This is a genomic window from Nisaea sp., assembly GCF_017640745.1.
In the GTDB taxonomy this organism is placed as follows: Bacteria; Pseudomonadota; Alphaproteobacteria; order Thalassobaculales; family Thalassobaculaceae; genus Nisaea.
This window is the reverse complement of record NZ_JAEPQA010000079.1, coordinates 1-525: the sequence shown is the minus strand read 5'-3', so window position 1 is coordinate 525 and position 525 is coordinate 1. Positions and strand designations below refer to the sequence as shown.

At 65.3% G+C, this 525-nt stretch carries 1 protein-coding gene; it reads left to right on the top strand.

Annotation, left to right across the window (positions count from 1 at the left end):
- Positions 1-525, top strand: a 525-nt coding sequence (locus JJ959_RS21315) for an aldo/keto reductase (protein ID WP_292888504.1), incomplete at both ends; no start/stop codon positions are given.

The window sequence follows — 525 nt, the reverse complement described above, 5'->3', positions numbered from 1 at the left end:
CTCGGCCGTACCGGCATGACTGTGAGCGCCGTCTCTCTCGGCACCATGACCTTCGGCACGCAGAACACCCAGGAAGACGGGTTCGCACAGATGGACCGGGCGCTGGATGCCGGGATCAACTTCTTCGACACCGCCGAGATGTACGCGGTGCCGCCGACCGAGCAGAGTTACGGCAAGACCGAGGAGATCATCGGCAACTGGTTCATCAGGAGCGGCAAGCGCGACAAGGTGATCCTGGCGACCAAGGTGGTCGGCCCGGCGACCGATCGGAAATACATCCGGGGCGGCGCCAACCGGCTGACCCGAGAGAGCATCAACCAGGCCCTCGACGCGAGCCTGAAGCGGCTCCGGACCGATTACGTCGACTACTACCAGGTGCACTGGCCCGACCGCCCGACCAATACCTTCGGCCGGCTCGGCTATCAGCACCAGCCGGACGCCGAGAGCGTGCCGATCGAGGAGACGCTGGGCGCCCTCGCCGATCTGGTGAAATCCGGCAAGGTGAGGGCGATCGGCCTTTCCAAC